This window comes from Halomonas beimenensis, from assembly GCF_002549795.1.
GTDB lineage: Bacteria > Pseudomonadota > Gammaproteobacteria > Pseudomonadales > Halomonadaceae > Halomonas > Halomonas beimenensis.
The window spans coordinates 956,013-978,251 of the sequence record NZ_CP021435.1 but is presented as its reverse complement, the minus strand read 5'-3'; the positions used below and the strand labels follow the sequence as shown (position 1 = coordinate 978,251).

General features: G+C 65.8%; 15 protein-coding genes, 2 tRNA genes and 3 rRNA genes. 6 read left to right on the top strand and 14 right to left on the bottom strand.

Going from position 1 to position 22,239, the window contains the following annotated elements; translation table 11 throughout:
- Positions 1-2: 2 nt before the first annotated feature.
- Together BEI_RS04590 and BEI_RS04585 are read right to left on the bottom strand one after the other, a co-directional pair.
- Positions 3-1,070, bottom strand: a complete 1,068-nt coding sequence (locus BEI_RS04590) for an ACP S-malonyltransferase (RefSeq protein ID WP_097788408.1) — start codon at positions 1,068-1,070, stop codon at positions 3-5.
- Entirely contained in the window at positions 1,067-3,280 is a 2,214-nt protein-coding gene (locus BEI_RS04585; RefSeq protein ID WP_097788407.1) for a dehydrogenase E1 component subunit alpha/beta, read from the bottom strand. Before BEI_RS04585 ends, BEI_RS04590 begins: the two co-directional genes overlap by 4 nt.
- Before the next feature lie 92 nt (positions 3,281-3,372).
- Between BEI_RS04585 and BEI_RS04580 the strand changes: the two genes are divergently transcribed.
- The gene (locus tag BEI_RS04580) at positions 3,373-4,227 is read left to right on the top strand and encodes a LysR family transcriptional regulator (protein WP_227644571.1); all 855 of its coding nucleotides are present in this window, start codon (positions 3,373-3,375) and stop codon (positions 4,225-4,227) included.
- Here the strand turns inward: BEI_RS04580 and BEI_RS04575 are convergent.
- Both BEI_RS04575 and BEI_RS04570 read right to left on the bottom strand, forming a co-directional pair.
- A complete protein-coding gene (locus tag BEI_RS04575; RefSeq protein WP_097788406.1) occupies positions 4,215-4,769 on the bottom strand; it encodes an elongation factor P hydroxylase in 555 nt (184 codons plus the stop codon). The two genes, BEI_RS04580 and BEI_RS04575, sit on opposite strands and share 13 nt — an antisense overlap.
- Before the next feature lie 93 nt (positions 4,770-4,862).
- Positions 4,863-6,275, bottom strand: a complete 1,413-nt coding sequence (locus BEI_RS04570) for an FAD-binding oxidoreductase (protein WP_193765155.1) — start codon at positions 6,273-6,275, stop codon at positions 4,863-4,865.
- 325 nt (positions 6,276-6,600) lie between these two features.
- On the opposite strand from BEI_RS04570, the gene BEI_RS04565 reads away from it, so the two are divergent.
- The 4 genes from BEI_RS04565 (at position 6,601) to BEI_RS04550 (ending at position 10,740) form a co-directional block, all read left to right on the top strand.
- On the top strand, positions 6,601-7,293 hold the full coding sequence (locus BEI_RS04565; RefSeq protein WP_097788404.1) for a winged helix-turn-helix transcriptional regulator: 693 nt from the start codon (positions 6,601-6,603) through the stop codon (positions 7,291-7,293).
- A 162-nt stretch (positions 7,294-7,455) separates the two neighbouring features.
- A complete protein-coding gene (locus BEI_RS04560) occupies positions 7,456-8,913 on the top strand; it encodes an MATE family efflux transporter (protein ID WP_097788403.1) in 1,458 nt (485 codons plus the stop codon).
- A 10-nt stretch (positions 8,914-8,923) separates the two neighbouring features.
- Positions 8,924-9,916 carry a DUF3080 family protein gene (locus BEI_RS04555; RefSeq protein ID WP_227644570.1) on the top strand — a complete coding sequence of 331 codons (993 nt, stop codon included), beginning with the start codon at positions 8,924-8,926 and terminating at the stop codon, positions 9,914-9,916.
- 119 nt (positions 9,917-10,035) lie between these two features.
- Positions 10,036-10,740: a hypothetical protein gene (locus tag BEI_RS04550; RefSeq protein WP_097788401.1), complete on the top strand. Its 705-nt coding sequence runs from the start codon at positions 10,036-10,038 to the stop codon at positions 10,738-10,740.
- A gap of 20 nt (positions 10,741-10,760) precedes the next feature.
- On the opposite strand, the gene tusA is transcribed toward BEI_RS04550, so the two are convergent.
- Positions 10,761-11,012 carry a sulfurtransferase TusA gene (gene tusA / locus BEI_RS04545; protein WP_097788400.1) on the bottom strand — a complete coding sequence of 84 codons (252 nt, stop codon included), beginning with the start codon at positions 11,010-11,012 and terminating at the stop codon, positions 10,761-10,763.
- A gap of 44 nt (positions 11,013-11,056) precedes the next feature.
- Between tusA and BEI_RS04540 the strand changes: the two genes are divergently transcribed.
- The gene (locus BEI_RS04540; protein WP_097788399.1) at positions 11,057-11,344 is read left to right on the top strand and encodes an antibiotic biosynthesis monooxygenase family protein; all 288 of its coding nucleotides are present in this window, start codon (positions 11,057-11,059) and stop codon (positions 11,342-11,344) included.
- A 4-nt stretch (positions 11,345-11,348) separates the two neighbouring features.
- Here BEI_RS04540 and rlmM read toward each other — a convergent pair whose 3' ends face one another.
- From rlmM to prpD, 9 genes are all read right to left on the bottom strand, one after another.
- Positions 11,349-12,416 carry a 23S rRNA (cytidine(2498)-2'-O)-methyltransferase RlmM gene (rlmM, locus tag BEI_RS04535; RefSeq protein WP_097788398.1) on the bottom strand — a complete coding sequence of 356 codons (1,068 nt, stop codon included), beginning with the start codon at positions 12,414-12,416 and terminating at the stop codon, positions 11,349-11,351.
- A complete protein-coding gene (locus BEI_RS04530; RefSeq protein WP_097788397.1) occupies positions 12,413-12,850 on the bottom strand; it encodes a DUF2721 domain-containing protein in 438 nt (145 codons plus the stop codon). Before BEI_RS04530 ends, rlmM begins: the two co-directional genes overlap by 4 nt.
- A 73-nt stretch (positions 12,851-12,923) precedes the next feature.
- Complete coding sequence (locus BEI_RS04525; RefSeq protein WP_097788396.1) at positions 12,924-14,513, bottom strand: BCCT family transporter; 1,590 nt, start codon at positions 14,511-14,513, stop codon at positions 12,924-12,926.
- Between the two features lie 330 nt (positions 14,514-14,843).
- Positions 14,844-14,959 (bottom strand): 5S ribosomal RNA (rrf, locus tag BEI_RS04520).
- A gap of 85 nt (positions 14,960-15,044) precedes the next feature.
- A 23S ribosomal RNA gene (locus tag BEI_RS04515) occupies positions 15,045-17,932 on the bottom strand.
- Positions 17,933-18,176: 244 nt separating this feature from the next.
- A tRNA-Ala gene (locus tag BEI_RS04510) sits at positions 18,177-18,252 on the bottom strand.
- Between the two features lie 199 nt (positions 18,253-18,451).
- Positions 18,452-18,528 (bottom strand) — tRNA-Ile (locus BEI_RS04505).
- Between the two features lie 95 nt (positions 18,529-18,623).
- Positions 18,624-20,161 (bottom strand): 16S ribosomal RNA (locus BEI_RS04500).
- Together the 16S, 23S and 5S rRNA genes with 2 tRNA genes alongside form the textbook arrangement of a ribosomal RNA operon.
- Before the next feature lie 579 nt (positions 20,162-20,740).
- Positions 20,741-22,225, bottom strand: coding sequence for a 2-methylcitrate dehydratase (gene prpD, locus BEI_RS04495; protein ID WP_097788395.1), 1,485 nt, complete (start codon positions 22,223-22,225; stop codon positions 20,741-20,743).
- Between the last annotated feature and the right edge of the window lie 14 nt (positions 22,226-22,239).

Sequence of the window (22,239 nt, the reverse complement as noted above, 5' to 3'; positions counted from 1 at the left end):
GTTCACGACATGAACACGCCCTGGACCAGCCGCTCGCGCTGCTCCGGCACCCCCATGGCGAGCAGCGGCGGGGCTTCCGCCTGGCGGGCCTGGAAGTCCGCCTTGTCCGCCAGCCCCTGCCAGCCCAGCTGGATCAGTACCTGGGCCGTGGCACCGCCGAGAGTGTTGCCAGGCCCCAGGATCACCACCCGATCCGGCGCGAATTCACGTACCCCCACCCTGACGGCGGCGCTGAAATCGTAGGGCGCCACCAGCTGCTCGCCCAGGGTATAGTCCCACAGCGCCTGGGGATCGGTGCTCCATGGCGTCCAGAGATGGCCCCGGCCATCGATCAGCGGCACTCGAGGGGCCGTGAAAGCGCCGGCGGCGAAGCGCTGCCGGGCGAGTTCCCTCACCGGCCCCTGCATCGGCGTGTGAAAGGCCGCATGCTGGGGCAGGCGCAAGGGATAACGGCCCCTGGCGGGCAACCGGCGCGTCAAGGCCTCGAGCCCGGCCTCGTTGCCGCCGAACACCAGCATGCCGCCGAGCTCGATGGACAGGTAGAGCTCGGCGCCATGGCGGCCGTGGAGCTCGTCGATCAGCGCCAGCAGTTCTCGCCGTCGCTCGGGCCGCCCCCTCCAGTCATCGTCCACCCAGGGATAGAGCAGCTGGCCTCCGACCCCATGCTCCTGCATCAGGCTCGCCGTGGTGCCGATCAGGCGGAAGGCATCTTCCTTTCCCAGGGCCCCGCCGGCGGCCAGGGCGATGTACCAGCCCATGGAATTGCCGGTCACCGCGACGATCTCGTGGCGCTCGCCGTCGATGGCCAGCAGGTCGGCCAGGGCACAGGCGTAGATCAGTGGCGCCGCATGCTCGCCTCGGCCATGGAGGCTCATCCGCCACGGGATCTCGCCATCGAGCTCGCTCAGGGTGGGCAACCCCGCCTCGCGGCGCCAGGCGTCCAGGCGCCCGAGCCAGTCGGCGCCACCGGCTCGACGGGTCAGGCTGCCCCACTCGGGAGCGTTGTAGGTCCCCCGACCGGGGCAGACGACCAACAGCCGCTCGTGCGGCGAATCCTCGCGGCCCCTCATGGGTGCGCCCTCCCGGCCTGAGGAGAAGGTGGGGCCTCGGCCCGGGCGGCGCCGGCCAGCCGACGGGCTCGGTCCACGATGCCCTCCACCGAGGGCAGGGTCGCGGTGGCGGCGCGCCCCAGCGGGATGAAGCTGTCCTCCGCCGTCACTCTGCCGAGCCGCTCGCCCGCCACTCCCCGCTCGATCAGGCCGGTCACCAGCTCCTCGCTCACCGAGCCGGTTCGGCGACACTCGTCGACGATCAGGATGCGGGCGCAATCGGCCACGCGGGCGCACAGGGCATCGTGATCGATGGCGGTGAGCCAGCGCATGTCGATGATGCGCAACGCCACTCCGTCGGCCTCGAGGCGCGCCGCGGCCCGGCGGGAGAGATGGACGCCGTTGCCGTAGGTGACGATGGCCAGGTCCCGGCCCTCGCCCCACTGCCCCGGCTGGCCTACCGGCAGGCGATGCTCGGGCCCCGGGTCGGGGAAGCACCAGCCGCCGTCGCCCTCCTCCAGCAGGTCGCGCTGGTGGTAGAGGGCGATGGGCTCGATCACCACCACCACCCGCTGCTCCTCGTCGGCCAGGCGTACCGCCTCTTGCAGCAGGCCCACGGCATCAGCCCCGTTGGAGGGACAGGCCACCAGCAAGCCGGGGATGTCGCGGAGCACGGCGATGGCGTTGTCGTTGTGGAAGTGGCCGCCGAAGCCCTTCTGGTAGCCGAGCCCGGCGATGCGCACCACCATGGGATTGGTGTACTGGCCGGCGGAGAAGAAGCTCAGGGTCGCGGCCTCGCCGCGCAACTGGTCCTCGGCGTTGTGCAGGTAGGCCAGGAACTGGATCTCGAGGATCGGCAACAGGTCGTCGTGGGCCAGCCCGATGCCCAGCCCGAGGATGCTCTGCTCGTCCAGCAGGGTGTCGATCACCCGGTGCGGGCCGAAGCGCGACTGCAGCTGCTGGGTCACCCCGTAGACGCCGCCCTTGCGGCCGATGTCCTCGCCGGCCATCACCAGCCGAGGATAGCGTTGCATCAACCGGTCGAGGGCCCGGTTGAGCCGCCGCGCCAGGGTGTCGGGCTTCCCGTCCGGCTCTCCCTGCCAGGGCCGGGCGCGGCCGGGCCGAGACGGCGGCACGATGCTGGCCATCACCTGCTCGGCGCTCGCCAGCCTGGGCCGACGGATCGCTTCCTCGGCGACTCGCGCCACCCGCTCGCGGACATGGTGGTAGAGGGCGGCGATCGCGTCTCGCGACAGGACGCCGTGACGCCGCAGCAGGCCGGCGCTGTACAGCAGCGGGTCCCGCGACTCGTCGGCCTGGATCCGTGCCGCCGACAGGTAGGCCTGCTGGGCGTCGGAGCCGGCGTGGCCGAACAGCCGCACGCAGCGCATGTGGAGGAACACCGGCCGCCGATGCACCCGGGCGAGGCGCGCGGCCTCCCGGGACGCCCGCCAGGTATCGAGCAGGTCGAGGCCGTCGCAGGCGAGGTAGTGGACGCCGGGCCGAGCGGCCATGCTGGCCGCCACCCAGCCCTCGGGGGTGGGGGTGGAGATGCCGATGCCGTTGTCCTCGCAGAGCCACAGCAGCGGCATCGGCGAGCCCTGATAGGCGGCCCAGCCGGCGGCATTGAACGCCCCCTGGGCGGTGGAATGGTTGAAGGAGGCATCCCCGAAGCTGCACAGCACCAGGTCGTGTCCAGCCTTTGGGGCCTCACATCCCAGGCGACGCCGCAGCCCCAGGCCGAAGGCGGCGCCCATCGCCTTGGGGAGGTGCGAGGCGATGGTGCTGGTCTGGGGCGGGACACTGAGCGCCTTGGAGCCCAGCACCTTGTGCCGGCCGCCGGCGATCGGATCCTCGGCGGAGGCGGCGAAGCTCAGCAACAGGTCCCACAGGGGCGTCTGCCCCGGCACCATGCGAGCACGCTGGATCAGGAAGGCGGCATCGCGATAGTGCAGGAAGGCCGGATCGCTCGGCCTCAGGGCGAGGGCCACCGCCGCGTTGCCCTCGTGACCGGCGCTGCCGATGGTGTAGAAGGCCTCGCCCCGGCCCTGCAGGCGGCGAGCCTGGAGATCCAGGTGACGGCTGAAGAGCTGACTCTCGAACAGCTCGGCCAGCGCGGCGGGCGCCAGACCAGCGGTCACCGGGGTCCAGGAAGCCGGGGTCGCCGGCCAGTCGTCCTGGTCGAGGGCATCGAGGAAACGCTGCTCCTGAGGCAAGGGATCGGGATACACGGCGGCTCCTGCTGCGCAATGGGGATGCTATCCAGCCTAGCGCGGCCTGCAGGCAAAGGAATAATATCGATATCCTGCACCTGATAAAGGCCATGCCTATGGATGTGCGCAGCCTCCGCTACTTCCTGGCCGCCTACGAGGGCGGCTCGATCAGCGCCGCCGCCCGCCGCTGCCATGTCGCCCAGCCCTCGATCTCCCAGGCCCTGGCCCAACTGGAGGCGCGGCTCGATGCCGTGCTCTTCGAGCGTCACCGCCGCGGGATCACCCCTACCGAGGAGGGACGGCGCCTCTACCCGCTGGCCTGCCGCGTCTGCGAGGACATGGGCGCCATCACCCGCCTGTTCCGCCAGCCCCAGGCCCCCACGCCGGTGCGCCTGGGGCTGAAGCGCTCCCTCGGCGCCGAGCGCATGTCATCCTTGCTCAAGGACTACGCGGCACGCGGCGACAACCTGGCGCTGACCCTGGTCAATCCCGGGGAGACCTGCGACGCCCGCATCATCGGCGAGCAGGACCTCTCCCCCGAGGAGGCCTTCCAGCCCATCTGGCTCGATCGCTACCTGCTGGCGTTGCCGGCCGGCCACCCGCTGGGAAGAGAGACGAGAGTCGCGCTCGAGGCGCTGGACGGACTGCCGATGATCTGGCGCGCGCCCTGCGCCGGCATGGAACGGCTGGGCGAGTCGCTGGCGGGCGCCGGAATGCGCTGCCAGGTGCGCGCACGGCTGCGCACCATCGAGTACACCCTGGGACTGGTGGCGGCGGGGGTCGGCGCCTCGCTGGTACCGGCCTGGCCGGAGGTGCTGGCTCGCCCTGACCTGCAGTGCCGCCCCCTGGGGGAGCTCGAGATCGCCGAGGTGGTGGGACTCGCCTGGCCGCGCCGGGGGGACACGACGGCGCTGGACGCCCTGATCGCGCTGAGCCGGGAGCGCTGGGCGGCTCAGGCCGGCTGAGGCGCCAGCCGGGCCCGCCCCGCCGCCACGGCCTCGTCGAGCGAGGCGCCCTCCGCGTAGAAGGCGTCGAGCGCCGTGCGGAACGCCTCTGCCCGCCGCGGCAACCCCTCCCGCTCGTAGCGGGCCGCCCGTGCCGAGACCCGGGCGGCGAAGGCCTCGCGATCCACCTCGACCTCGCCGAGGTTGTCGACGCTGATATGGAAGGGATGCCCGCAGGCGGCGGCGAACAGCGACTCGAGCGCCTGGGGCGCCACCTCCACCGCCTCGAAGACGCGCTGCTGCTCGGCGTCGCGCCCGTCGGGCAGGTACCAGTAGCCGTAGTCCTCGAGTCCGCGCCGCCGGGCACCGGCGATGCACCAGTGGCTGATCTCGTGCAGCGCGCTGGCAAAGAAGCCACGGGCGAAGATCACCCGATGATGGGGCGACTCGGCGTCGGCAGGCAGGTAGAGCGGCTCGTCACCGCCGCGCACCAGGCGGGTCCGGTAGGTCGGCAGGAAGAGGCCGTCGAACAGGGCGATGACATCCTCGAGGCGGTGGATCAAGCGGACTCCGCAGGGTGATGCATGGGCGGCGTAGTATAGCGGCGCGGCCCGGCGGCGCCAAACCGCCGGGCCGCGTGAAGCGCCCCACTCGGTTCACTCGGCCGGGGGGATGTTCTGGTTGAGACGGAAGACGTTGTGCGGGTCCCAGCGACGCTTGAGCGCCGCCAGGCGAGCATGCACCGCCTCGCCGTAGGCCTCATGCACCCGGGACTCCCCCTCGTCGCCGCTGATGAAGTTGACGTAGACCCCGCCGGTGGCGAAGGGCGCCATGGCCTCGAAGGTCTCCCGGGCCCAGGCGATCTGCGCCCCGTCCTCCCTGGGGTCCCGCCAGCGAGCCTGGATATTCAACACCCAGGCGGCCCCCCGGTGCGGATAGGGCGTCGAGGCGGCGGGGCGCCTGGCGATCTCGCCGCCCAGGGACAGCATGCCGATGGACGACTCCTGGCCGGGCATCCGCCGCGCCTGCTCGCAGAGCACGTCGATGGCGTCGCCCTCCAGGGCCCCGAGGTAATGGCCCTTCCAGTAGTTGCGTGCCCCGGCGGCGGCGGTGGCGTCGAACATCGACTGGAAGGCGACATAGGGACGCCGCGCCACCGCCTCGCCGGCGGGCCGGCCGATCTCGCGCAGCGGGGCCAGGGCGTCCTCGCCGTGGGCCGGATCGCCGCTGTGGATCAGCGCCAGCAGCAGGATCATCTCCCCGTGATAGGCCTCGGGGATGAAGGGCTTGGGCGGGGCATGGCGAAGCACCGGCAGGCAGGCCACCTCGTCGGGAGCCTCGCGCATGATCTCGCCGGCGCGCCGCAGCACCGCCGGGGCGTCGGCGAGAGCGTGCACCACCGGCCCGGCCAGGACCGGGTGGGGGAGGTCATGGAGGGCGAACTCGAAGGCCGTGACGACGCCGAAGTTGCCCCCGCCGCCGCAGAGCCCCCAGAACAGTTCCGGCTCGCTGTCGGGCGCGACGCGCCGGGGCTCGCCCTCGGCGGTGACCAGCGTCACCTCCCGCAGGTTGTCGACGGTCAGCCCCCAGCGCCGGGAGAGGTAGCCGAAGCCCCCGCCCAGGGTCAGGCCGGCGACGCCGGTGGAGGAGATGAAGCCGCCGGGGATGGCCAGTCCCCGGGCCTGGGTCTCCTTGTCGAGATCGGCCAGCAGGGCCCCGGGCTCGACCCGGGCGATTCGCCGTTGCGGGTCGACCTGGACCGCGGTCATGGGGGAGAGGTCGAGCATCAGGCCGCCCTCGCAGACCCCGTGACCGGCCACGTTGTGCCCGCCGCCGCGGACGGCGATCCTCAGGTCGTGTTCCCGAGCGAAGCGCACCGCCGCCATGACGTCGGCGGTGCCCCGGGCCTGGACGATCAGCGCCGGACGGCGATCGATCATGGCGTTCCAGACCGTCCTGGCCCGGTCATAGTCCGTTTCGTCCGGCAGCAGCACGGGCCCGCGCAGGCGGCCGCGCAGTGACGCCAGTGCCTCTTCCGGCAGGCGGGGCTCGCGCGTGAGGAGGGACATGATCATGACTCCCGGGATAGCGGGTATCCCTGTTCGAGGCGCCGACCGGTGACCTGCCGACGCGCGGAATGAGAGGCTTCAATGACAGCCTGGCGCCATCCCCGGCCGCGCACCAGTTCGAGATTTGTACCCCCGGTGGAGCCTGGACTAGCAGCCTGTCAGACTTAACACTGATCTACTGCAAATCCCGGTCTTTCGGCCAACTTGATTCGATCCATTTCGTGAAATAGCGGGCTATTCGCCTCAATCGATCGATTAATTTGACTCGAAATCCGTGATTCTCGTGACGATCGGTCAAACCCGACAGGCTGCTAGGGTCAGGAAGATGGGAAAGGGATACGGCCAGTTCTGTCCGGTGGCCAAGGCCGCCGAGATCGTCGCCGAGCGGTGGACGCCGCTGGTGATGCGGGAGCTGCTGTGCGGCAGCCGGCACTTCAATGACCTGCGCCGGGGCGTGCCGCGGATGTCGCCCTCGCTGCTCTCCCAGCGGCTCAAGCGGCTCGAGGACGAGGGCCTGGTGGCGCGGAGTGCCGCCGACGGCGGCGGTAGCACCTACCACCTGACCGACGCCGGCGAGGCCCTGCGGCCGGTGATCGAGGCCCTGGGCACCTGGGGCAAGCGTTGGGTCCGCCGGACGACCACCGCCGAGGACCTGGATCCCGACCTGCTGATGTGGGACCTGCACCGACGCCTGCACCTCGATCGCCTGCCCCCCCGCCGCACCCTGGTGCGCTTCGAGTTCACCGACATGCCCGCGCCGCGACGCTTCTACTGGCTGATCCTCGAGGCCGGCCAGGCGGATGTCTGCCTCAAGGACCCCGGCTTCGGGATCGACCTCTACGTGGCCGTGTCCCTGCCGGTGATGACCGCCGTCTGGCTCGGGGACACTCCCCTCGACGTCGCTCGTCGGACCGGCGAGCTGGACATTCGCGGTCCCGGTGAACTGCGCCGGGGCTTCCTCGACGGTCTGCGTCTGAGCCCCTTCGCGGGTATCGAGCGTGAGCGCCCCTCCGATTGAGATCGCCGCCCTCGGGTGGCGAGCTCAGGAAGACGCCTCCCACTATCTCGAGGGGTTGCGGCGCGCCGGCTTCGGGTGAGGCGCGGCGAACCCCGGCGGCCCTTGATAGACTGTACGTCCGCCCCGCACGCATGGAGCCCGGGGCCCGCCTTCGCCATCGGCATGGAGCACCCCTTGAGAGCCTTCGCCTCCGACCTGATCGCCGTCTCGCGCAAGGAGACGCGCCCCCTGATCCACCTGGCCCTGCCCATCTGCGGCGCCCAGCTCGCCCAGGCGGGCATGAGCGTGGTGGACGTGATGATGACCGGCCGCCTGAGCGCCACCGACCTGGCAGCGGTATCGGTGGGATCGAGCCTGTGGATGCCCCTGATGCTGTTCATGACCGGCACCCTGATGGGGCTGACGCCGGTGGTCGCCCACCTGATGGGTGGCGATCGCCGTGACGGGATTCGCGTCCAGGTGCACCAGGCGCTGTGGATCGGCGTGGTCCTGGGGCTGGTCGCCGCCGGCCTGCTGTGGACGGCGGCCATGCCGGTGTTCCGGCTGATGGCCGTCCCTGACGCCGTGGCGGAACGCTCTGCCGGCTACCTGGCCGCGGTGGCCCTGGGGCTTCCCGGCGTGGCGGTGTTCCAGGCGCTGCGCGCCTTCTCCGACGGCATGAACCATACCCGCCCCTCGCTGTGGATCAGCCTGGTGGGGCTCGGCGTGAACGTCCCCAGCAACTACCTGTTGATCTATGGCGGCGAGGGCCTCACGACGCTGTTCGGCCCCTGGCTGCCGTCCCCCCTGGCGAGCCTGCCGGCGCTGGGGGCGGTGGGTTGCGGCATCGCCACGGCGCTGTCGATGTGGGTGATGAGCCTGGCCATGGTGCTCTATACCCGGCGCAGCCGGGCCTACGGGAACATCGAGCTGTGGCGCTCGCCGACCCCGCCGCGCTGGCGACTGATCGGCGAACTGCTGTACGTGGGGGTGCCGATCGGGGTGGCGATCTTCGTGGAGGTGACCCTGTTCACCCTGATCGCCCTGTTCATCGCCAGCCTCGGAGAGATCACGGTGGCCGCCCACCAGGTGGCGCTGAACTACACCTCCCTGCTGTTCATGCTGCCATTGTCGCTGGGCATGGCGCTGACCGTGCGGGTGGGCAACACGCTCGGCCAGGGAAGGCTCGACCGCGCGCGGCTGGTAGCCTGGAACGGCATCCTGGTCGCGGTGGCCGTGGCCCTGCTCAACTGCCTGCTGCTGTGGATCACCGCCGAACCGGTCATCGGACTCTATACCCACAATCCCGAGGTGACTCGCATCACCCTGTCGCTGGTGGGCCTGGCGATGCTCTACCAGGTTTCCGACTCCCTCCAGGTCAATCTGGCGGGGGCCCTGCGGGGCTACAAGGACACCCGGGTGATCATGCTGATCACCCTGCTGGCCTACTGGCTGGTCGGCCTGGGGGGCGGCCACTGGCTCGGAGACCATGGCCTCTTCGGCTGGACGCCGCCACTCGGCGTGTACGGCTACTGGATCGGGCTGGTGGCCGGACTCACGGTGGCGGCCCTCCTGCTGGGGGAACGGTTGAGACGACGGAGCAAGGCAGTGGCACATGGCGAGATGGAAATTCCGGCCTAAAGGCCTGCTGATGGCGACGCTGGCCCTGCTGTCGGGCTGCGGGGACGGGCCCGCGGAGGTCCTGCTCGGCGACTACCAGCGGCGACTGGCCGAGACGCTCGACCTGGCCGCGCCCAGTCCCCGGTCGCCGGCCAATATCGGGGCCTTTCCCGGGCGGGACGCTCGGTTGTTCTCCGTTCCGGAGATCCGGGAGGGATTCCTCGATGTCTTCGCCCTGCGCGGATGCCATATCGCCAACCTGGTCGCCGAGCGCAACAACCAGCTGGGCCGAGTGGCCGCCCCCAGTCAGCGCTGGCTCTATGAGCTGTCCCTGTGGCGCCGCCTGAGCGGCTGCTGGAACACGGAGGTGCCGGCCACGCTCGACGAGGCCGGTCGCGCCCGGCTGGCCAGGCTGACACGGACCAAGACCGAGCAACTTCCCAGGGCGAGCTGGAATGCCCTCTTCGACTCGAGCGAATGGGTCGGCAGCTTCTCCCGGGCCAGCACCCCGCTGGCGCCGGACGAGCTAGGCGCGGTGGATGAGCAACTGCCCGCCCTGGCCTACCTGCGGGAAGCCACCCTTCATCAGTTCGATCGCCGCTGGCCGCCGGACTCCGCCACCCTCGAGGGCCACCTTCAAACCCTGCAGACCCGGCCGCTGACCGCCGAGCTACTGCGGGCCCTGATGCTTGCCGCACAGCGGCTGAGAGAGGCCTCGGACCTCCTCCAGGCGGAACTCGCCGGGGCCGGCACCTGTCCCGTCGAGCTCGCCGGCCTCACGAACTCCGACGAGGCCCGGCGACTGGCCGCCTGGCTGCCGCGCCTGGAGGACGGCGCCCGGCGCTGGCTCGCCGCCATCCATCGCCTGCTCGACGCCCATCCGGTGGACGCCCCGCCGGCGGTCACGGCCTACCGACGCCGCTGGCTGTCCCTGGAGGCCCCCGAGGCCCCCTGGCCGGCGCTCGTGGCCGCCCGGCAACACCACGAGGCACTGCGCGAATCCTTGGCGCAACGCTGTCGATGACATCCGAGGCTTAACCTCGGTCACCACTCTGTGCTATTGATGGGATGACAGTGACGTTGTGCGCTGCCGACCGGCCCGACGGGCCAATGCCGTGTTCACGCAGCTGCTGGAGGGACTTCATGGGTATCCCGCTGTCACCTCGCCCCGCCCGGGTCATCGACCTGGAGACCATGCGCCAACGCCAGCAGGCCCGCAAACGCCTGATCCGCCTTGCGCCGGAACTCGACGGCCTGGAGATGGTGTACCACCTGCCCAGCGAATCCGATGCCTACTACGGCATGCCCCTGCTCGCCTGGGGGCTTCGCGAGGACGGTGAAGTCGTCGGCCTGGTGCCCTGGATGGAACGCCTGACGCCCTGCCAGTCGCTCGAGGACCCCGAGCATGGCCACTTCATCGGCTACCGAGACCCGGAGACGGAGGAACTCTTCGAGGACCCGCCCGACCACAAGGTGACGGAGCTCGAGCAGGCCGCGGCCTACTTCGAATACGAAGCGACCGAGGAACCCACCCTGATCCAGCAGTTACCCGAGACCCAGGGCACCCATGCCCTGTGCATGGACGACAGCGGGGAGCCCTGGCAGCTCAAGCAGGTGTTCGGATGGCGACTCTACAGCGACGGCGCCGTGGAGGCCCTGCTGGCCGACGAGCGCCTGATCGACTCCACGCCCATCCTGCCGGGTGATGCCTGCCTCTACCCCGGCCACAGCCGGCACCGGGTGGTCTACTTCTTCCAGCGCCAGATCGCCAACCGCATTCGCCGCGAGGATCCCGCCACCCTGGAGGCCCTGGCGCTGATGGTCATGCCCGCCGACCAGGAGGGTTGAAAGCCCTCGGTGGTGAGGGCTCAACCCAGGCGGATAAAGTAGAGATATCGGCCATCCTCCTCGCGCTGGGCCACCAGCTCGTGACCGAGGAAGCCACAGAACTTGGGCACGTCGCGGGTGGTGGCCGGATCGCTGGCGATCACCTTGAGGATCTCGCCCGGCTGCATGTCGCGCACCTTGTTGTGCATCAGCATGATCGGCTCGGGGCAGTAGAGTCCGGTGGTATCCAGCTCGGCATGACAGGCTGGCAGGGAATCCGTGGAATCAACCATCAATGACCTCGCCTCGGGAAACGGAGTGAGTAGGGAGTGAACGGATGATCAAGATCATTATCGAGCGTCGTATCATGCCCGGGCTAGAGGCAGAATACGAGGAGGTCGCCCGAGAGGCCATGCGCCAGGTCCTGAGCGCCCCGGGATTCGGGGGCGGCGAGACCCTCGTCGAGATGGGGCACAGCGACCGACGCCTGATCATCACCACATGGCGCGACCTGCGCGCCTGGAAGGAGTGGCGGGACAGCGAGCAGCGCAGCCGGATCATGCAGGACCTCTACCCGCTGCTCACCGAAGAAGAGCGCATCCGCGTCTACCAGCACAGCTACTGAGGACTCAGCACAGCAACCGTACATGCACCGTCACCTCTTCCCGATCATGGTAGAGGTGACGGCAGCCGATCTCGGCGGGTATCCCCGCCTCGGCCAGAGCCTCGTCGAGCCGGGCCAGCCCTTCCGCGACCGCTTCCCAGCGACGCTTCATCGGCAGCTTGAGATTGAACACCGCCTCCCGGCACCAGCGCCGGATCAGCCAGCGCTCGACCATGGCGATCACCCTGGCGGGCTTGTCGACGATATCGCACACCAGCCAGTCCAGCCGACCGGGCGGCGCCCACACGAAGCCATCCTCCCGGAGGTGCTCCACCAGGCCGGTCGCCATCAGCTTGCGATCCATGGGTCCGTTATCGATGGCGAACACCTGCATGCCGCGATGCACCAGCTGCCAGGTCCAGCCCCCCGGAGCCGCGCCCAGGTCCGCCGCCTGCATCCCCTCGGCCAGGCGCGCCTCCCACTGCTCCCGGGGCACGAACTCGTGCCAGGCTTCCTCGAGCTTCAGGGTCGAGCGGCTGGGGGCATCATGGGGAAAGCGCAGCCGGCGGATGCCGCCGGGAAGGTCGCTGCGATTCCCCGGGAAGCTCATGCCCAGCTGCACCCGGTCCCCATCGCTCCACAGCAGATGAAGACGGCGCCCTCCTGCCTTGCGCCTCAACGCCCCGCACTTCCTCAAGCTCGACTCCAGCGGTCGCCGGAGTGCCTTGATCAGCCCGGCCAGGGCCTTGGCCTCGTTGGTGTCCGGCGTCTCCTGCCAGACCGACTCGAAGCTCCAGCCGCTGTCCCGGACCTGGGCGACGATGGCCGAGAGCCGGTCCTCGCGGTCGAGGGCGAGAGGCGGCAGGGCCACCAGGCTCTGACGGGCGAATACCAGCGAGGTCAGCGGCAGCTCGCGGTGCAGCGCATTGGCCGGTCGCTCGCCGGCCAGCTCGAAGCGCACGCTCCCCTCGCCACGCTCGAAGCGGGGGGCTCCCGGCTCGCCGAGCCGGGCTGCCTTGTCGAGGATCTCCGCGGCCAGATCCGGCTCGAAGCCCGGACGACAATACAACAGCAGGGCATTGGGCACGGTCATGATGAAGGAGACTCCTTGTCCTGGCGTTCGCGACGGCCGGCGGAGCGCCACAGGTCCTCGATGTCCTGCAGCTGGACGTTGAGGGCATTGGTGGAGAGCAGGATCTCCCAGAAGGAATAGATCAGCGAGATCGACAGGCTCACCAGGCTGATGCCGAACAGCCAGACGCCCGGCTGGGTCCACTCGAGGAAGAGGGCGAACATCGACAGGGTGCACAGCAGGAAGCTCAGCACCCCGGCCAGCTGCATGCGCTTGGTCAGGGAGATCCGCTTGCGCAACAGCAGGATCTGGCGAGCCGCCGTCGCCTGGTGCTGGTCGCGCACCTCGTCGGCCAGCTTGCGGATCAGCTGGGCCAGCACCAGGAAACGGTTGGTGTAGGCCAGCAACAGCAGCGAAATGGCAGGGAACAGCAAGGCAGGCGTCGTCAGGGTCACGGCGCGGGCTCCATCGTCACAGAGGGCGCTATGGTAGCAGGACGCCCGTCGACGAGCGACGGGCGGACCGACTTCAGGCGCTCGGCGACGGCCGGCGGGCGGTCCCGGCGATCCCCTGCTCGCGGGCCATGGCGATGGCCGCCTGAGGCCCCGTCCACAGCGAGGGCAGCAGGACCAGGGAGACCGGGATGGCGGTGATCACGATGAACTGCTGGAGGGCGCCGATCTGACCGGCTCCCATGTACAACAGGATCGCCGCCATCAACGCCATGGCGATGCCCCAGAAGGCCCGGACCAGGGCATTGGGCGCATCGTGTCCGGCGCCCACCACGGATATCGCGTAGCTCATCGAGTCCCCGGTGGTGGCCACGAAGATGGTGGTCAGCACCAGGATGGCCAGGGCCATCAGGGGACCGCCAGGCAGGGCCTGAGCCACGGTCAGGGTCGCCACGTCGAACTGGAAGTCGGCGAGGGCCGAGGTCAGGTCGATGGCGCCGGTCAGTTGGTAGTGGATGCCCGAGCCGCCCAGCAGGGTGAACCAGACGGTGGTGGCGATCGGCGCCATCACCGCCACGGCCAGGATCATCTGGCGGATGGTGCGGCCCCGGGAGATGCGCGCGACGAAGATCGCCATCAGCGGCCCGTAGCCGATGAACCAGGCGAAGAAGAACACCGTCCACCACTGCATCCACCAGTCCGGGGCGGTCTGGGAAGTCATGGTGGCCATGGTGAAGAAGGAAGTCAGGTACTCGCCGAAGCCCTGGGTGAAAGCGTTGACCAGGAACTGAGTCGGCCCGAACAGGAAGATCACCGCGGCGATCGCCAGCGCCAGGAAGACGTTGAAGCGACTGAGCAGCTGGATGCCGCGGTGGATGCCGGTCATCGCCGAGGTCACGTAGACCGCGCCCAGGACGACCAGGATGGCCAGCTGGGTGCCATAGCCCTCGGGCAGCCCGAACAGCTCGTGCAGGCCGAAGCTGACCTGGGTGGCCAGGAAGCCGATCGGCCCCACGGTGCCGGCGACCACGGCGATCACGCACAGGGCGTCCACCAGGCCGCCGAACCAGCCGCGCATGATGCCTTCGCCGAGAACCGGCGTAAGCAGGGTCCGCGGCTGGAGCGGCAACCCTTTGACGTAATGAGCATGCGCCAGGACCACCGCGGTCAGCGAGCCGAGCACCGCCCAGGCCAGGAAGCCCCAGTGCATGAAGGACTGGGCCAGGGCGCTGGCCACCGCCTCCGGAGTGCCCGCCTCGGTGTCGAAGGCCGGGGGCGTGACCACGAAGTGGTAGACCGGCTCGCCGGCGGCGAAGAACACGCCCCCGCCGGCCAGCAGCGTGCACATGATGATCGACAGCCACTTGAAGGTACTCAGCTCGGGAGCCTCGAGATTGCCGACCCTGGCACCGGCCACCGGGGAGAAGGCCAGCCCGATGGCCACCAGGAAGGTCACCAGCAGGAGAAGCTGAAAATAGCTGCCGAGCGTCCCGGCGGTCCAGGCAAAGCCCGAGGCGATCCCTTCCGCCACCAGATCGATGTCGTACAGCGACAGGGCGATGAACCCCAGGATGAAACCGACGCTCAGGCCGATCACCAGGGGATCACCCAGCCGCCCCGGGACGGAAGCGGCGGTGGTCGTCGAGGTGTCGTGTCGTTCGCTCATGCAATGCTGTCGGCCGACTCCGGCCGCGCTCTCCTCTTGGGGCAAGGGTGAAGGTTCGCAGCATTCGGCAAGCCGAAGGTGCAGATGAAGAAAAGCCCCGGACTCCTTCGAGCCCGAGGCTTCTGCATGGGATGGCGAATGCTGAAATGAAAAGGCCCCGAGCTCTCTCGAGCCCGGGGCCTGTTCCGAATGAGAACCTGATGATGATCGGGCCGGCCATCCGGACGGCGGCTCCCCGCGACTCTCCATGGGGAAGCCCTTCGCTCGGGCGGCGCCCAGACATGAAAAGGCCCCGGCTGCTGTCACAACCGGGACCTTTTCCGAATAAGTGCCTGACGATGACCTACTCTCGCATGGGGAAGCCCCACACTACCATCGGCGCTGAGCGGTTTCACTGCTGAGTTCGGCATGGGATCAGGTGGTTCCCGCACGCTATGGTCGTCAGGCGAAAAGGGCAATGCGAATCATGCTGGCGAGCTACGTCTCGCGTATCCGCTGTCGTCCGTCATCGACAGACCACTTGGGTGTTATATGGTCAAGCCTCACGGGCCATTAGTACCGGTTAGCTCAACGCCTTGCAGCGCTTCCACACCCGGCCTATCAACCAGCTGGTCTTGCTGGGCCCTTCAGGAGGCTCGAGGCCTCGGGGAGATCTCATCTTGAAGGGGGCTTCCCGCTTAGATGCTTTCAGCGGTTATCCCGTCCGTACATAGCTACCCGGCAGTGCCACTGGCGTGACAACCGGAACACCAGAGGTACGTCCACTCCGGTCCTCTCGTACTAGGAGCAGCGCTTCTCAAATCTCCAGCGCCCACGGCAGATAGGGACCGAACTGTCTCACGACGTTCTAAACCCAGCTCGCGTACCACTTTAAATGGCGAACAGCCATACCCTTGGGACCGACTTCAGCCCCAGGATGTGATGAGCCGACATCGAGGTGCCAAACACCGCCGTCGATGTGAACTCTTGGGCGGTATCAGCCTGTTATCCCCGGAGTACCTTTTATCCGTTGAGCGATGGCCCTTCCATACAGAACCACCGGATCACTAGAACCTACTTTCGTACCTGCTCGACGTGTCTGTCTCGCAGTTAAGCACCCTTATGCTCTTGCACTCATTGCACGATTTCCAACCGTGCTGAGGGTACCTTCGTGCTCCTCCGTTACGCTTTGGGAGGAGACCGCCCCAGTCAAACTACCCACCACACACGGTCCTCGATCCGGATCACGGACCTGAGTTAGAACGCCAATGATGCCAGGCTGGTATTTCAAGGTCGGCTCCACCCGATCTGGCGACCGGGTTTCCAAGCCTCCCAGCTATCCTACACAAGCAACATCAGCGTCCAGTGTGAAGCTGTAGTAAAGGTTCACGGGGTCTTTCCGTCTAGCCGCGGGTACACAGCATCTTCACTGCGATTTCAATTTCACTGAGTCTCGGGTGGAGACAGCGTGGCCATCATTACGCCATTCGTGCAGGTCGGAACTTACCCGACAAGGAATTTCGCTACCTTAGGACCGTTATAGTTACGGCCGCCGTTTACCGGGGCTTCGATCAGGAGCTTCGCTTACGCTAACACCATCAATTAACCTTCCGGCACCGGGCAGGCGTCATACCCTATACGTCCGCTTACGCGTTTGCAGAGTACTGTGTTTTTAATAAACAGTTGCAGCCACCTGGTATCTTCGACCGCCTTCCGCTCCGGCCGCGAGGGCCTTCACGTAACGGCGGCGTGCCTTCTCCCGAAGTTACGGCACCATTTTGCCTAGTTCCTTCACCCGAGTTCTCTCAAGCGCCTTGGTATTCTCTACCTGACCACCTGTGTCGGTTTGGGGTACGGTCCCACTGTATCTGAAGCTTAGAGGCTTTTCCTGGAAGCGTGGCATCGATGACTTCCAGACCGTAGTCTGTTCGTCTCGTCTCTCGGCCTTGAGGAACCGGATTTGCCTGATTCCTCGGCCTACTGACTTTCACCAGGACAACCAACGCCTGGCTCACCTAGCCTTCTTCGTCCCCCCATCGCAATACAGTGAGGTACGGGAATATTGACCCGTTTCCCATCGACTACGCCTTTCGGCCTCGCCTTAGGGGCCGACTCACTCTGCTCCGATTAGCGTCGAACAGAAACCCTTGGTCTTCCGGCGGGGGAGTTTTTCACTCCCCTTATCGTTACTCATGTCAGCATTCGCACTCGTGATACCTCCAGCCAACCTCTCGATTGACCTTCGTCGGCGTACACGACGCTCCTCTACCGCGCGTCATTCGACGCACCCGTAGCTTCGGTACCTGGTTTGAGCCCCGTTACATCTTCCGCGCAGGCCGACTCGACTAGTGAGCTATTACGCTTTCTTTAAAGGATGGCTGCTTCTAAGCCAACCTCCTAGCTGTCTAAGCCTTCCCACATCGTTTCCCACTTAACCAGGATTTCGGGACCTTAGCTGACGGTCTGGGTTGTTTCCCTTTTCACAACGGACGTTAGCACCCGCTGTGTGTCTCCCACGCTGGCACTCACCGGTATTCGGAGTTTGCCTCGGTTTGGTAAGTCGGGATGACCCCCTAGCCGAAACAGTGCTCTACCCCCGGCGGTGATACGTGAGGCGCTACCTAAATAGCTTTCGAGGAGAACCAGCTATCTCCGGGCTTGATTAGCCTTTCACTCCGATCCACAAGTCATCCAAATCTTTTTCAACAGATCCTGGTTCGGGCCTCCAGTTGATGTTACTCAACCTTCACCCTGCTCATGGATAGATCGCCCGGTTTCGGGTCTATTCCCAGCGACTGGTCGCCCAGTTAAGACTCGGTTTCCCTACGCCTCCCCTATACGGTTAAGCTCGCCACTGAAAATAAGTCGCTGACCCATTATACAAAAGGTACGCGGTCACGGGACGCGCCCGCTCCCACTGCTTGTACGCATACGGTTTCAGGGTCTATTTCACTCCCCTCTCCGGGGTTCTTTTCGCCTTTCCCTCACGGTACTGGTTCACTATCGGTCAGCCAGGAGTATTTAGCCTTGGAGGATGGTCCCCCCGTCTTCAGTCAAGGTTTCACGTGCCCCGACCTACTCGATTTCACATGATCAGGCTTTCGGCTACGGGACTATCACCCTGTATCGTTGAGCTTCCCAGCTCATTCGCCTAACCGGTCACATGCTTAAGGGCTGGTCCCCGTTCGCTCGCCGCTACTGGGGGAATCTCGGTTGATTTCTTTTCCTCGGGGTACTTAGATGTTTCAGTTCCCCCGGTTCGCCTCCCGCACCTATGGATTCAGTGCGGGATACTCAGGTTACCCTGAGTGGGTTTCCCCATTCGGAAATGCCCGGGTCGCAGGTTGTTTGCCACCTCGCCGAGCCTTATCGCAGGCTTCCACGTCCTTCATCGCCTCTGGCTGCCAAGGCATCCACCGTATGCGCTTCATCGCTTGACCATATAACCCCAAGGGGTCTGATCCGCGATGACGACAACGACAATTGCCGGATACGCTTGAGACGTATCTCATGCCCTTCCCTCTCGGGAAGAGCCTTTGTCAGCATGATTCACATTGTTAAAGAGCGTTTAAAGCGAGAAGCTTTAAGCTGGAAGCTTGAAGAAAGGGCCTGCCTTTCAAGCGTCTAGCTTAAAACTTCAGTGACTGTCGGGATTCTTCGAGCTTCCGGCTTCAAGCTCAAGCGTGGTGGAGCCTACCGGGATCGAACCGGTGACCTCCTGCGTGCAAGGCAGGCGCTCTCCCAGCTGAGCTAAGGCCCCTCTGACTCACCCATCACGCGACATGGGAATTTGTGCAAGACGAGGCGCTTTTCGCCGACGTGTAGCCTGCTACACGAGGAGGAAAGCAACGACGTATTGCGCAAATTTGGTGGGTCTGGGCAGACTTGAAGAAACCCGGCGACCTCACCCTCCTCTCTTTCACACCCTGGGGTGCGCTCCAACCAACTGAGCGAGAGAATGGTGGGTCTGGGCAGACTTGAACTGCCGACCTCACCCTTATCAGGGGTGCGCTCTAACCAACTGAGCTACAGACCCATTGGTCACGCTGGGCCTATACCCAAACAGTCTTTGCTCTGGCCGATCAGGTAATTCATTGTGGGCACTTGCCGGGTGCCGGCGACGTCGTCGATTAAGGAGGTGATCCAGCCGCAGGTTCCCCTACGGCTACCTTGTTACGACTTCACCCCAGTCATGAACCACACCGTGGTGATCGCCCTCCGAAGTTAGGCTAACCACTTCTGGTGCAGTCCACTCCCATGGTGTGACGGGCGGTGTGTACAAGGCCCGGGAACGTATTCACCGTGACATTCTGATTCACGATTACTAGCGATTCCGACTTCACGGAGTCGAGTTGCAGACTCCGATCCGGACTGAGACCGGCTTTTTGGGATTAGCTCCACCTCGCGGCATTGCAACCCTCTGTACCGGCCATTGTAGCACGTGTGTAGCCCTACCCGTAAGGGCCATGATGACTTGACGTCGTCCCCACCTTCCTCCGGTTTGTCACCGGCAGTCTCCCTAGAGTTCCCGACCGAATCGCTGGCAAATAGGGACAAGGGTTGCGCTCGTTACGGGACTTAACCCAACATTTCACAACACGAGCTGACGACAGCCATGCAGCACCTGTCTGAGCGTTCCCGAAGGCACCAATCCATCTCTGGAAAGTTCGCTCGATGTCAAGGGTAGGTAAGGTTCTTCGCGTTGCATCGAATTAAACCACATGCTCCACCGCTTGTGCGGGCCCCCGTCAATTCATTTGAGTTTTAACCTTGCGGCCGTACTCCCCAGGCGGTCGACTTATCGCGTTAACTGCGCCACAAAGGTCTCGAGGACCCCAACGGCTAGTCGACATCGTTTACGGCGTGGACTACCAGGGTATCTAATCCTGTTTGCTACCCACGCTTTCGCACCTCAGCGTCAGTGTCAGTCCAGAAGGCCGCCTTCGCCACTGGTATTCCTCCCGATCTCTACGCATTTCACCGCTACACCGGGAATTCTACCTTCCTCTCCTGCACTCTAGCCTGACAGTTCCGGATGCCGTTCCCAGGTTGAGCCCGGGGCTTTCACAACCGGCTTATCAAGCCGCCTACGCGCGCTTTACGCCCAGTAATTCCGATTAACGCTCGCACCCTCCGTATTACCGCGGCTGCTGGCACGGAGTTAGCCGGTGCTTCTTCTGTGAGTGATGTCCTTCCTGCGGGGTATTAACCCGCAAGCGTTCTTCCTCACTGAAAGTGCTTTACAACCCGAGGGCCTTCTTCACACACGCGGCATGGCTGGATCAGGCTTTCGCCCATTGTCCAATATTCCCCACTGCTGCCTCCCGTAGGAGTTCGGGCCGTGTCTCAGTCCCGATGTGGCTGATCATCCTCTCAGACCAGCTACGGATCGCGGCCTTGGTGAGCCATTACCTCACCAACTAGCTAATCCGACATAGGCTCATCCGATAGCGCAAGGTCCGAAGATCCCCTGCTTTCTCCCGTAGGACGTATGCGGTATTAGCCTGGGTTTCCCCAGGTTATCCCCCACTACCGGGCAGATTCCTATGCATTACTCACCCGTCCGCCGCTCGACGCCTGGAAGCAAGCTTCCATCGTTTCCGCTCGACTTGCATGTGTTAGGCCTGCCGCCAGCGTTCAATCTGAGCCATGATCAAACTCTTCAGTTTAAAAGCTTGATAGTTCCATAAGGCAGGAACCAAACCTGGCTCAAGGTTCAAACGTCTCGTTTGACGAGTCGCTTGCCTTGATATTCAGTGACTGGTCACCGACATCCCGACAAGCGCCCACATGAATTACCTGATCGATTGTTAAAGAGCATCTTGCATTGCCGTCCGCTTGGCCGGCGCCCTGCAAGGAAGGCGTATTCTACGTGATCGGCGCGTCGTGTCAAACCCGTTTTTTTTCGACCACTTCCGAGGAAGCGACCCGGGCGACCGTGCGACCATCTCGGCGAGATGGCGTCCGATCGAGTGGCGGGCATTCTACCGAAACCGGCGAGCCCGTCAAGCGGGCGATTCTCGAAACCTTCGAAAAACCCTCGGCAAAACAAGCACTTCTGCCACTCTTCACCGCCTGGGACGTGACCCGTCGCCGGCAGCGGATGCGTACTTTACGGATTAACCCGGGACGACGCAAGCCCCTTGCATCAAAAAATTGTAGACCAGGGACGGCGATCTTACCAAGGCGTCGCCATGCCGTTTCGGCATGGCGGCCTCCCCCGAGCCAAAACCGCGCGACGGCGGCCGTCAGATCATGAAGTGATCGAGGAAGCGATTGACCGGCATGCTCTCGAGATGCGCCGAATCCTGGCAGAGGGCGAAGATCCGGTTGCAACGCCACGCCGGGAAGCGAGTGGCCAGGTTGCGGCGGAACTTCTCTTCCAGCACCGGGATCCCCTCGGCCCGGCGGCGGCGGTGGCCAAGGGGAAACTCGACCTCGACCTTTTCGGTGCTCGTGCCGTCGGTGAAGAACACCTGGATGGCGTTGGCGATGGAGCGCTTGTCGGGATCGAGGTAGTCCCGGGAATATTCCGGATCCTCGACCACCTCCATGCGGGCCCGCAGGTCGTCGATCACCGGATGGGCGGCATGGAAGTCATCCTCGTAATGCTCGGCGGTCAATTCGCCGAAGGCCAGGGGCACCGCGGTCATGTACTGCAGGCAATGGTCACGGTCGGCAGGGTTGGCCAGGTCGCCCGTCTTGGAGATGATGCGGATGGCCGACTCGTGGGTGGTCAGCACGATGCGCTCGATCTCGTCCAGACGATCCCTGACCCGGGGGTGCAGGGTCACGGCCGCCTCACAGGCGGTCTGGGCGTGGAACTCGGCGGGGAAGGCAATCTTGAACAGGATATGCTCCATCACATAGCTGCCGAATTCCCGCTGGAAGTGGAATCGTCGCTCCCCCTCCGGCTTGGTCGCCAGATCCTTGTTGGTGTGGCTGAACAGGACGTCATAGAAGCCCCACTGGGGAGCCGACAGCGCGCCGGGAACGCCCATCTCGCCGCGCAGGGCGATATCGGCCAGGCGAACCCCTCGGGAGGTGGCATCGCCTGCGGCCCAGCTCTTGCGCGAGCCGGCATTGGGCGCATGCCGGTAGGTGCGCAGGCTCTGGCCATCCACCCAGGCATGGGACAGGGCGGAGAGCAGCCGTTCGCGGTCGGCGCCCATCAAGTGGGCGACCACGGCGGTGGTCGCCACCTTGACCAGCACGACATGGTCGAGGCCGACCCGGTTGAAGGCGTTCTCGAGCGCCAGCACGCCCTGGATCTCGTGAGCCTTGATCATGGCCTCGAGCACGGTGCGCATGGTGAGGGGAGCCTCGCCCTCGGTGATTCGCTTCTGGGAGAGGTGATCCGCGACGGCCAGGATGCCCCCGAGGTTGTCGGAGGGATGCCCCCACTCGGCGGCCAACCAGGTGTCGTTGTAGTCCAGCCAGCGGATCAGGGCCCCGATGTCCCAGGCTGCCTTGACCGGGTCCAGTCGAAGGGCGGTGCCAGGAACCCGCGACCCGTGGGGCACCTGGGTGCCTTCCACCAGGGGCCCCAGATGCTTGGTGCACTCCGGGAAGCGCAGCGCCAGCAGCCCGCACCCGAGGGTGTCCATCAGGCAGTGACGGGCGGTCTCGAACGCCTCCTCGCTGTCGATGCGATAGTGCAAGACGTAATCGGCGATCTTCTGCAGCTCGTCGTCATAGTCCGGACGGACGTTGGCTTCCACGGTGGCGCTCATGCTTCCCTCCTGCC

Coding starts and splice junctions, on each gene's coding strand:
- BEI_RS04590 (WP_097788408.1), bottom strand. CDS start 1,070: ATGAGGGGCCGCGAGGATTCGCCGCACGAGCGGCTGTTGGTCGTCTGC.
- BEI_RS04580 (WP_227644571.1), top strand. CDS start 3,373: ATGCCTATGGATGTGCGCAGCCTCCGCTACTTCCTGGCCGCCTACGAG.
- BEI_RS04570 (WP_193765155.1), bottom strand. CDS start 6,275: ATGTCCCTCCTCACGCGCGAGCCCCGCCTGCCGGAAGAGGCACTGGCG.
- BEI_RS04565 (WP_097788404.1), top strand. CDS start 6,601: ATGGGAAAGGGATACGGCCAGTTCTGTCCGGTGGCCAAGGCCGCCGAG.
- BEI_RS04560 (WP_097788403.1), top strand. CDS start 7,456: ATGGAGCACCCCTTGAGAGCCTTCGCCTCCGACCTGATCGCCGTCTCG.
- BEI_RS04555 (WP_227644570.1), top strand. CDS start 8,924: ATGGCGACGCTGGCCCTGCTGTCGGGCTGCGGGGACGGGCCCGCGGAG.
- BEI_RS04550 (WP_097788401.1), top strand. CDS start 10,036: ATGGGTATCCCGCTGTCACCTCGCCCCGCCCGGGTCATCGACCTGGAG.
- tusA (WP_097788400.1), bottom strand. CDS start 11,012: ATGGTTGATTCCACGGATTCCCTGCCAGCCTGTCATGCCGAGCTGGAT.
- BEI_RS04540 (WP_097788399.1), top strand. CDS start 11,057: ATGATCAAGATCATTATCGAGCGTCGTATCATGCCCGGGCTAGAGGCA.
- rlmM (WP_097788398.1), bottom strand. CDS start 12,416: ATGACCGTGCCCAATGCCCTGCTGTTGTATTGTCGTCCGGGCTTCGAG.
- BEI_RS04525 (WP_097788396.1), bottom strand. CDS start 14,513: ATGAGCGAACGACACGACACCTCGACGACCACCGCCGCTTCCGTCCCG.
- prpD (WP_097788395.1), bottom strand. CDS start 22,225: ATGAGCGCCACCGTGGAAGCCAACGTCCGTCCGGACTATGACGACGAG.